The organism is Thioalkalivibrio sulfidiphilus, from assembly GCF_000377945.1.
In the GTDB taxonomy this organism is placed as follows: domain Bacteria; phylum Pseudomonadota; class Gammaproteobacteria; order Ectothiorhodospirales; family Ectothiorhodospiraceae; genus Thioalkalivibrio_A; species Thioalkalivibrio_A sulfidiphilus_A.
The window spans coordinates 64,764-74,794 of the sequence record NZ_KB898934.1 but is presented as its reverse complement, the minus strand read 5'-3'; the positions used below and the strand labels follow the sequence as shown (position 1 = coordinate 74,794).

General features: G+C 65.7%; 11 protein-coding genes. 6 read left to right on the top strand and 5 right to left on the bottom strand.

Annotated elements, in window-relative coordinates; all coding sequences use genetic code 11:
• The 5 genes from D580_RS16140 to D580_RS0107525 form a co-directional block, all read left to right on the top strand.
• On the top strand, positions 1-133 hold a 133-nt coding region (locus D580_RS16140), incomplete at its 5' end, for a transposase (protein ID WP_018953799.1).
• A 419-nt stretch (positions 134-552) separates the two neighbouring features.
• On the top strand, positions 553-825 hold the full coding sequence (locus D580_RS0107540; protein ID WP_018953798.1) for a hypothetical protein: 273 nt from the start codon (positions 553-555) through the stop codon (positions 823-825).
• A gap of 386 nt (positions 826-1,211) precedes the next feature.
• Positions 1,212-2,132: a hypothetical protein gene (locus D580_RS0107535; RefSeq protein WP_018953797.1), complete on the top strand. Its 921-nt coding sequence runs from the start codon at positions 1,212-1,214 to the stop codon at positions 2,130-2,132.
• Positions 2,133-2,533: 401 nt separating this feature from the next.
• Positions 2,534-4,900 carry a phosphoenolpyruvate synthase gene (ppsA, locus tag D580_RS0107530; protein ID WP_018953796.1) on the top strand — a complete coding sequence of 789 codons (2,367 nt, stop codon included), beginning with the start codon at positions 2,534-2,536 and terminating at the stop codon, positions 4,898-4,900.
• 85 nt (positions 4,901-4,985) lie between these two features.
• Positions 4,986-5,801 (top strand): pyruvate, water dikinase regulatory protein, encoded by an 816-nt coding sequence (locus D580_RS0107525; protein ID WP_018953795.1) that lies wholly within the window; start codon positions 4,986-4,988, stop codon positions 5,799-5,801.
• 151 nt (positions 5,802-5,952) lie between these two features.
• Here D580_RS0107525 and cysQ read toward each other — a convergent pair whose 3' ends face one another.
• Entirely contained in the window at positions 5,953-6,792 is an 840-nt protein-coding gene (gene cysQ / locus D580_RS0107520) for a 3'(2'),5'-bisphosphate nucleotidase CysQ (protein WP_018953794.1), read from the bottom strand.
• Positions 6,789-7,331 carry an ADP compounds hydrolase NudE gene (gene nudE, locus D580_RS0107515; RefSeq protein ID WP_018953793.1) on the bottom strand — a complete coding sequence of 181 codons (543 nt, stop codon included), beginning with the start codon at positions 7,329-7,331 and terminating at the stop codon, positions 6,789-6,791. The genes cysQ and nudE overlap by 4 nt, the downstream gene beginning before the upstream one ends.
• Before the next feature lie 88 nt (positions 7,332-7,419).
• Between nudE and yrfG the strand changes: the two genes are divergently transcribed.
• Positions 7,420-8,130 carry a GMP/IMP nucleotidase gene (gene yrfG, locus D580_RS0107510; RefSeq protein ID WP_018953792.1) on the top strand — a complete coding sequence of 237 codons (711 nt, stop codon included), beginning with the start codon at positions 7,420-7,422 and terminating at the stop codon, positions 8,128-8,130.
• Between the two features lie 59 nt (positions 8,131-8,189).
• On the opposite strand, the gene D580_RS0107505 is transcribed toward yrfG, so the two are convergent.
• From D580_RS0107505 to D580_RS0107495, 3 genes are all read right to left on the bottom strand, one after another.
• Positions 8,190-8,606, bottom strand: a complete 417-nt coding sequence (locus D580_RS0107505) for a YkgJ family cysteine cluster protein (RefSeq protein ID WP_018953791.1) — start codon at positions 8,604-8,606, stop codon at positions 8,190-8,192.
• A gap of 7 nt (positions 8,607-8,613) precedes the next feature.
• Complete coding sequence (locus D580_RS0107500; protein WP_018953790.1) at positions 8,614-8,859, bottom strand: hypothetical protein; 246 nt, start codon at positions 8,857-8,859, stop codon at positions 8,614-8,616.
• Positions 8,860-9,373: 514 nt separating this feature from the next.
• Positions 9,374-10,015 carry a 7-cyano-7-deazaguanine synthase gene (locus D580_RS0107495; RefSeq protein ID WP_018953789.1) on the bottom strand — a complete coding sequence of 214 codons (642 nt, stop codon included), beginning with the start codon at positions 10,013-10,015 and terminating at the stop codon, positions 9,374-9,376.
• Positions 10,016-10,031: the final 16 nt, after the last annotated feature.

Genomic DNA, 10,031 nt, shown 5'->3' with positions numbered 1-10,031 from the left:
CTGGATCAAGCAGGCGATGGGCTTTCGCCGCTTCAGTGTCCGGGGGCTTGAAGCGGTCACGGGTGAATGGAATCTGGTGTGTCTGGCGCTCAACCTGCGACGGATGCAGCGCTTGGGATGGCGCCCGGCATAACCGACACCCCGCCAGTGCGGGGCCGGCGGCCCACTGTGACGCCGGGTGACCCTGCATGCCGGTCACTGTGGCTGGATAACAGTCCCGGCGCCACCCGGCCCCCGCAGATCAGCATCGATTTATGCTCGACCGAAAACTTCTACCGCCCAGGCTCCTAGGAGCCTGTCGGACTTAGGCTGCGCCTACTGGGCCGGTGGGTGAGCGGCTCGCTACGCGCACTCGCGACGGTTTACGACGGTTTAGGACATCCATAATCTACGCTAACCGCCCAAGCTGGCAGGGTTGTAAATATCCAAAACCACAGCCCACCCGCCAAACTAGACGCCGAGATTATGGGTGTCCCAAACCACCTTTCAGACGCCGAGATTATGGGTGTCCCAAACCATTGTGTGCCAAACCATTGGGTGCCGAGATTATGGGTGTCCCAAACCATTCCAGCCGACACCTTGAAGGTTCAGAATCTGGACAGCCTGCTCAATCTTGGTCAACGCTGGACGCGGGAATTCAAAGCCGAGTACCGGGGCCTGCAGCGCGAAGCACAGCGCCGATACCGCAGCGACCTGCCGGCGCTCCAGCAGCGCCTGATGGACTACCGCCAAAGCCTATCGGCAGCCGAACCTCACCACGAGGTCCACGCCCTGCTAGCCGAAGTGCTGCTTGACCCCGCGCGCTTGCAGGCGTTTGCTGAGTGAATGCCGGGCAGGCCGCAGCAACTCGCACCAGCGCTCATAAACTCGAGATGGTCACTACGGGGTCGGACCACGCTAACCGTATGATAAGTTCGTGGAATTGCCGTGGTGTGCGGTGATTTTCCCCCTTAATCCCGCAATTTCAGCCCCCAAATGACCGTTCCAAGGAGTGAACCCATGCCCGCAGGGCAGGTGGCAGATTTCTTTCCACACTAAAGCACTTTCGCTTTTCCCAGCGCCTCCGCGTCCCTGCGAGAGAATGCTTTTGCCCTTGCAATAGACGGGCGATACAGGGACGAAGTCACCTTTGAGCGCTTGTCTTTCCGGTGTGCCCAGGAACACAGCAGCCAGCCGCACGCTGATTTAGAATTCGGGCAAAGGCCCCAACCATGCGCACATTCCTCTCCCTCATTCTTGTCATCACCCTGGGCCACGGGGTTCTCCCTGCCCACGCCGACGCCCCGCGCCAGTTGTACGTGCAGCCCTCCGCCCTGCTGCAGGTGGTGGAGGCCCTGAAGGATGCGCCGATTCAGTCCCACATGGCGTTTGCTTCCCTCACCCTGGAAGCCATGGTGCAGGCCTACGAGGAGGAGCTGGGCGAATCGGGGTTGGCGCGGGGGGCGGATGCGGCGCGGGATCGCCGGCTGGATCGCTGGCGCCAGGCCACGGCCCTGCAGCTGCGGGAGCTGGACCAGGCCTGGCAGTGGCTGAATGTGGCTGAAGAGGTACGGGTCCGCGCGGATCGCCAGGGGCAGGTGATGCTGCTCCTCGATGGCCGCCCCGTGCTGGTGAGCTGGCCGCGCATGCGCGATCAGGCCCGTCGCGAGGCGGAACTGCTGCAGCGCTTCTGCGCCGAGCATCCCTGCGGCGAGACCCGGGCCCAGGGCACGGCCCGCGCGGTGCAGGGGGCGGATTGGGTCAACGGTGCCTGGAGCTTCAGCCAGGATCGGCGCCCTGGCTGGGAGTCGGAGACAGGGGTGCGTTGCGAGTACCCGGATCTGCGCGACCGGGAGGCCCGCGAGGCGCAGTGCCGAGCCCTGGCCCTGGAGCTGGATACCCTGGCCCGGGTGCTCGCCCAGGTGCAGCGGGAAGGCGGACGCATCGAGTGGCAGACGATCCGCGTGCATGAGGAGCCGGGCGGCGGACAGCGTGTCACGGTCAACGCCCGGGAGGATTTCCTGCTGCTGCCCCTGGAGGCCGTTTCACGTCACAGCCTCGACTGGCGCGCCACCCAGCGCTGGCTGGAGCGCCGCGTGCGGGGCGTGCACAGCGCGGAGACGGTGCTGGCGGCCGGGGCGCAGCCGCGATGAAAGTGGTGCTGCCCGGGCCCCGCTGAAAGGGATCCGATTCCTGATCTTGCGACGGGGATGAAGCCGCACGTTCGCATAAGTCGATATTTTTGCCCGTATTTTATCTGTCTGACCAATCCTTTTCCCTCGTGTGCAGAACACCTGCCCGGATGCGGGTGTTTCGGGCGCTGATCGTCCGTATACTGTTGCCTAGGTCATATAGATGTCTTGGGCCCTGACCGTCTCTTTCATCCAGGGGCGGGAACAGGGTGGCAGGATTCATGTCTGTATGCTTTTCTGGCGCAGTCGGGGGACGTGGCCTAGGTTGAAGTAACAGGTTCGGTCACGGGCTCCCATACGCAGTCGAACATTACATTCAGCCGGCCTACGGGCCGGTTCCGGGCAAGAGGCGGAGGTTGGACATGAGCGATTATGTGCTGTGGTTCGAGGAGCTGGGCATGCACGACGTGCCCCGGGTGGGCGGCAAGAACGCCTCCCTGGGCGAGATGATCAGCGGGCTGTCCGAGGCCGGGGTGAAGGTCCCCGGCGGCTTTGCCACCACGGCCGAGGCCTATCGCGAGTTCCTGCGCCACGAGGACCTGGACAAGCGCATCAACGGGCTGCTCGACAAGCTGGACGTGGACGACATCAACGCCCTGCGCGAGGCCGGGCGCACCATCCGCCAGTGGGTGGTGGAGACGCCGTTCCCGCAGCCGCTCACCGACGCCATCCGGGAAGCGTACAAGCGCCTGGAGGCGGAGACCGAGGGCGAGTGCACCGTGGCTGTGCGTTCCTCGGCCACCGCCGAGGACCTGCCCGACGCATCCTTCGCCGGCCAGCAGGAGACCTTCCTCAACGTGCGCGGCGAGGAAGGCGTGTTCAAGGCCATCCACGAGGTGTTCGCCTCCCTCTACAACGACCGCGCCATCTCCTACCGGGTGCACCAGGGCTTCGATCACGCCGAGGTGGCCCTGTCCGCTGGGATCCAGCGCATGGTGCGCAGCGACGTGGGCGCGAGCGGCGTGATGTTCACCCTGGACACGGAATCCGGTTTCCGCGATGCGGTGTTCATCACTGCTGCCTGGGGCCTGGGCGAGACCGTGGTGCAGGGCGCCGTGAACCCCGACGAGTTCCATGTCTACAAGCCGGCGCTCGCCGCAGGCCGGCCCGCCATCCTGCGCCGTAACATGGGCTCCAAGGCCATCAAGATGATCTTCGGCGAGGACGGCAAGCACACCCGCACCGTGGAGGTCGATGCTGCTGAGCGCTACCGCTTCTGTCTCACCGATGAGCAGGTCATGGATCTCGCCCGCCAGGCAATGATCATCGAGAAGCACTACGGCCGCCCCATGGACATCGAGTGGGCCCTGGACGGCGTGGACGGTGGCCTGTACATCGTGCAGGCCCGCCCCGAGACCGTGGAGAGCCGTGCCGACGGCCAGGTGATCGAGCGGTTCCGCCTCAAGCAGAAGGGCGGCAGGATCTTCGCCACGGGCCGCGCCATCGGCCAGAAGATCGGTGCCGGCAAGGTGCGCGTGGTCTCGGGCCTTGATGAGATGGACAAAGTGCAGCCCGGCGACGTGCTGGTCACCGACATGACCGACCCGGACTGGGAGCCGATCATGAAGCGCGCCGCGGCCATCGTCACCAACCGCGGCGGACGCACCTGTCACGCCGCCATCATCGCCCGCGAGATGGGCATCCCCGCCGTGGTGGGCTGCGGCAACGCCACCGACACCATTCCCGACGGCGCCGAGGCCACGGTGGTCTGCGCCGAGGGCGACGAGGGCCGTGTCTACGAGGGCAAGCTGGATTTCGACGTGCTGCGCACCCGCACCGACAGCATGCCCGATCTGCCCGTGAAGGTGATGATGAACGTGGGCAACCCGGGCCGCGCCTTCCACTTCAGCAGCATCCCCAACCACGGCGTGGGCCTGGCGCGCCTGGAGTTCATCATCAACAACATGATCGGCGTGCACCCCAAGGCGCTGCTGGAGTACCACACCCTGCCCGATGAGTTGCGCGCCGAGGTGGACAAGCGCATCGCCGGCTACAAGGACCCGGTGAGCTTCTACGTGGATCGCCTGGTGGAGGGCATCAGCACCCTGGGCGCCGCGTTCGCGCCCAAGCCGGTGATCGTGCGCCTCTCGGACTTCAAGTCCAACGAGTACGCCAACCTGCTCGCCGGCGATCGCTACGAGCCCGACGAGGAAAACCCCATGATCGGTTTCCGGGGCACCTCGCGCTATCTCTCCGACGACTTCCGCGCCTGCTTCGAGCTGGAATGCCAGGCGGTGCGCCGGGTGCGCGAGGACATGGGGCTCACCAACGTGGTGATCATGGTGCCCTTCGTGCGCACCCTGGCCGAGGCAGAGGGGGTGATCAAGCTGCTGGCCGAGATGGGTCTCAAGCGCGGCGAGCACGGCCTCAAGATCTACATGATGTGCGAGATCCCCTCCAACGCCGTGCTGGCCGACGAGTTCCTCAAGCACTTCGACGGCTTCTCCATCGGCTCCAACGACCTCACCCAGCTCACCCTGGGTCTGGACCGCGACTCCGGCCTGGTGGCGGGCAGCTTCGACGAGCGCGACCCGGCGGTGAAGAAGATGCTGTCCATGGCCATCGAGGCCGCCCACCGGGCCGGCAAGTACGTGGGCATCTGCGGCCAGGGTCCGTCCGACTACCCGGACCTCGCCCAGTGGCTCATGGAGCAGAAGATCGAGAGCATCTCACTCAACCCGGACACGGTGGTGGACACCTGGATGCAGCTGGCGGGGAAGAGTGAATAAGGATGAAGGCGGAAGGATGAAGGCTGAATTAAACCGGTTACACTAGGCCTTCATCCTTCATCCTTCATCCTTCATCCTTGACCCTATGCGTTCCGTCTTCTACGTCTCCGACGGCACCGGCATCACCGCCGAGACCCTCGGGCATACCCTGCTCACCCAGTTCGACCAGGTGCAGTTCAGCCCGGTCAACCTGCCCTTCGTGGACAGCGAGGAGAAGCTGGACGCGGCGCTGCTGCGCATCAGCCGGGCCGCGGACCAGGACGGCGCGCCGCCGCTGGTGTTCAGCACCCTGATCGACCGGCGTCTGCGCGAGGCCCTGGCGAGCCGCTGCAAGGGGGTGGTGTTCGACCTGTTCGAGACCTACACCAGCGGCCTGGAAAAGGCCCTGGGGGTGTCCGCCAACCATGTGGCGGGTCGCTCCCACGGCATGGGCAACCTGCACACCTACACCCGGCGCATCAACGCCCTGAACTACGCCCTGGCCAACGACGATGGAGCGGTGGTGCGGGACTATCCCATGGCGGACGTGATCCTCATGGGCGTCTCGCGTAGCGGCAAGACCCCCACCTGCCTGTACCTGGCCCTGCAGTTCGGCATCCAGGCGGCCAACTACCCGCTCACCGAGGACGACTTCGAGACCGGCGACCTGCCCGGGTTGCTGGTGCCCTACCGCAACAAGCTGTTCGGCCTGACCGTGGACCCTGAGCGCCTGCAGCAGATCCGCAGCGAGCGCCGCCCCAACAGCCGCTATGCCAGCGCCGAGCAGTGCCGCAAGGAACTGGCCGCCGCCGAGGCCCTGTTCCGCCGGGAACAGATCCCCTACCTCAACATCACCTTCATGTCCGTGGAAGAGATCGCCGCCACCCTGGTGCACCAGGCGGGGTTGAAGAAGCGCTTGTAGGGTGTTTGTGAGGGGTGAGGGGATAGGGGATAGGCGTGAAGCGTGAGGCGTGAGTGACGTAGGATGGGTGAAGCGCAGCGCACCCATCACACCCTGTCAGCATGGGCACGCGTTGCTTTGCCCATCCTACATAGCTGAGGGAGAAGGGGATTTATGCTCTGGACGCCTCACGCCTCACGATCCCCAGCCGTTCCAGCCAGCGCTCATCGCCCACCACGATGAACTCCGGGTTGAGCAGGGATTCGCCGGTGTTGCAGCGCAGGGGGTGGCCCTGCAGATCGAGCACCAAGCCGCCGGCCTCGGTGACGATGCACTGGGCGGCGGCGGTGTCCCATTCGCTGGTGGGGCCGAGACGCGGGTAGATGTCGGCGCGGCCTTCGGCCACCAGGCAGAACTTCAGGGAACTGCCCATGGACAGGTATTCGTGTTCGCCCAGACCGGCGAGGAAGTCCGCCATGCGCTCGGTGCCGTGGGAGCGGCTGCCGGCCACCACCGGCCTGGTCCGGCGCCGGCTGATGCGCAGGGCCTCGGGTTCCCCCTCGGCGGTCAGGCGCTGTGCGCCCAGGCCCCGGGCGGCCTGGTAACAGACCCCCAGCACCGGCGCGTGTACCACGCCAAGCACGGGCTCGTTGTCATGGATCAGGGCGATATTGACCGTGAACTCGCCGTTGCGCTTGACGAACTCCCGGGTGCCGTCCAGCGGATCCACCAGCCAGTAGGTGCGCCAGCCGGCGCGTACCGCGTAGGGGATCTGCTCCGATTCCTCGGAGAGCACCGGCAGGCTGGGGGTCAGTTCCTTCAGCGCAGAGACGATCAGGCGGTGGGCCGCCATGTCCGCCTCGGTGAGCGGCGAGCGGTCATCCTTCTCCAGAACCTCGAAGCCCTGTTCATAGATGGCCAGGATGCTCTCGCCGGCCTGGCGGGCGATCAGGCAGACGTTGTTGCGCAGGTGCTCCAGGGAGAGGCCTTCGGGCAGGTCGTCGGGGTTCATGCCTTGAGTCTCTCCCGGGTCAGGTACAGGGCGGCGATGCTGCGCGCCTCGGTGAAGTCATCGCGCAAGAGCAGTTGCTCGATGTCGGACAGGGGCCAGGGCACCACCTCGATCTCCTCGGGCTCATCCCCTTCCAGGCGCTGTTCGTGCAGGTCCTGGGCCAGCACCACGTGGGTGGTGTGACTGAGATAACCGGGTGCCACGGTGAGGGAGGTGAGGTGGGTGAGCGTGCGGGCGCCATAGCCGATCTCTTCCATGATCTCCCGGTTGGCGGCCAGCAGCAGGTCCTCGCCTGTCTCGATGCGCCCCTTGGGCAGGGCCAGTTCGTAGCGGTCGGTGCCGGCGGCATATTCCCGGATCAGCAGTACGGTGCCGTCGTGCATCACGGGCACGATGAGCACCGCGCCCCGGCCCGAGCCCACCAGGCGCTCGTAGCGGGTGTTCACGCCGTTGGAGAATTCCAGCTCCAGTTCCTCCACGTGAAACAGGCGGCTGCGCGCCACGGTGCGGCTGCTCAGGATGCGGGGTTTCTTGCGCACTCGGGTCTCCCGGAAGGCCCATGGTTCAGGGCGTTATTGTAACCCAGGCAACGCGGGATACTGGGGTCGTGACCGGATTTGAGACACAATGTCCGCCATGAGCAGAAACGACGACCTCCCCCGTTCCCCGGCGCTGGACTGGGCGCGCATCTCCACCGTGCTGCTGGACATGGACGGCACCCTGCTGGACCTGCATTTCGACAACTATTTCTGGCTGGAACACGTGCCCCGCCGCCTGGCCCAGGCCCGGGGCATGGACGAGGCCGAGGCCCATGCCTTCGTGCGCGAGCGCACGGCTGCGGTGCGCGGCCGCCTGGTCTGGTACTGCCTGGACTACTGGAGCCGGGAGCTGGACCTGGACATCGTGGCGCTGAAGCGCGAGGTCATGCACCTGATCGCCGTGCACCAGCACGCGGAGGCCTTCCTGGCCGCGCTGCGGGAAAGCGGCCGGCGGGTCATGCTGGTCACCAACGCCCACCGGGGCAGCCTGGACCTGAAACTGGAACGCACCGGCATCGGCGCCCATTTCCACCGCCTGGTCAGCGCCCATGACCTGGGCCGGGCCAAGGAGGAACCGGGCTTCTGGGAGGCCCTGCGGGTGCGCGAGGGCTATGCGCCCGGGGAGACCCTGCTGGTGGATGACAACCTGGACGTGCTGCGCTCCGCCCGTGACTTCGGCATCGCCCACCTGCGCGCCGTGCGCCGGCCGGACACGCGGCGCTCTGAGGTGGATACGGGGGAGTTCGTGGGGATCGGGGACTTCAGGGAATTGGGAATTGAAGTGCGAAGTAGGAAGTAGGAAGTAGGAAGTTTAAGGCCTTTAACTTCGCACTTCCCAATTCCCACTTCTTACTTCTCTCACCCTCTCTCCCACTTCTTGAACCGCTTCTTGCAGTACTTCAGCAGCGTCTGGTAATCCGGGAAGTACAGGTCGAAGCCCTCCTCGGCGGGGGCGTCGTATTCGCAGTAGTCGTTGGAATGGTCGCGGCAGATCTGCGGCCGCGCCTCGTAGATGCCGCAGCGTCCGCCGGGTTGCAGGTGGGTGCAGCGGGTCTCCATCAGCAGGTACCAGCCGTCCTCGTCCTTGTAGGCGCGCACGTTCTCGTGGGAGACCTGCCAGAGCAGGTGCTCGAAGTCGTACTTGGTGCGCGGCGTGTCGATGGCCTGGGTGATGTAGGTGCAGCACTTGGAGTTGGTGCAGAAACCGCACTTGTTCTCCGGGGTGATCTCGATGGGGGTGGCGGTCTTCACCGGAATCTTGGCCAGTCGGCTCATGGGGTTCTCACTTCACGGGGGTGGGCAGGTTGCGGATCAGGTCCAGGCGGATCGTGACCGGCTCGCCCTGTTCGTTGGTGGCTTTCAGATACCGTCGCCCTGCCTGCTCGATCACTTCCAGAGGGGTCACCCGGCCCATCCAGGCCTGGTCGCTGTGCTCGTCGGCCCAGTGCAGGGCCAGGGTCTCGCCGGTGAGGATGGCGATCTCCAGGCGCTCGGTCACGTGGCGGGGGACGTCCTGGTAGGGCTTCATGGCATCGTGTGCTTGAGGGGTGGCGCCCAATGATAGCGAAGCCGTCTGCTCGTGTCCCCGCCGGCCCGTCCTATGGCACTGCGCGCCGCTCGGCGGTCCAAAGGTGTAAAGGAGCAAAGCGATCCTCTCACGGAGCCACGGGGACACGGGGTTTTCAAAGCAAAAGCCTTTCTCCGTGTCCCCGTGGCTCCGTGAGAGGTGCTGTTCCTCAACCTAGAAACGGCAGTTGAACGCGCCCGAGTGTGCGGTTTTCGTGTTGTCTGGCAAGGCGCGACGACGAGGAATGGTCGTTCCATTCCGAGGAGTCGCAACGCCGCCAGACAACACGAAAACCGTGCAATCGGGTGCGTAGCGGAGTTCACCCGATGGGTGAGCGTCATCGCATCCAAGATCGTCAGTGACCATGGGACCTGGCGAAGGAAACCGAGCGGTCAACTGCCGTTTCTAGGTTCACTGGAAGGGGTCATGGCTGCCCAAACCCACATGAGGCCGCGGATTGAGGCTAATGTTCGGCTCAGCTGTCGTGCCGGTAACGGGTGGGATCGGCGATGCCGGCCGCGCGGAAGGCTGCCCTGCGGTGCAGGCACTGGGGGCAGGCGCCGCAGTGGATCTCGTAGCCCAGCAGGCAGCTCCAGGTGCGGGCGAAGTCCACGCCCAGGGAGACACCCAGGCGGATCACCTCGGCCTTGTCCCGGTCAATCAGCGGCGTGGTGATCTCCAGGCCCGGCTGAAGGTCGTGGATCAGGGCGCGGAAGTGTTCCAGGAAGCCCGGTGAGGCGCTGGGATAGGCGGCCAGGTCGTCCCGGTTCAGTGCCAGGGCAACCCGGTCGATGCCGCCCCGGGCGGCATAGCTCACCGCCAGGGCGAGGATCACCAGGTTGCGGTGAGGCAGGGGGACGTGGGGCCGCTTGAGCAGCCCGTCGCGGAAGGTCTCGCCCGCCGCCGAGAGGTCCAGTTCCACCGGCGCAAGGCCGTGGCTTTCACACTGCGCCCGGGCGGCGTCCCGCTCACGCAGCGCGCCCCGCTGGCCATAGTCCACGACCAGGGGTGTCACGGGCCGCTGCCGGGACTCCAGGGCCAGCAGGGTGGCGCTCTCGATGCCGCCGCTCAGCAGCAGGAGGGAACCGTTGACGCCGGAGGGACTCGAAATCGGCATGGATGTCCCCATATTC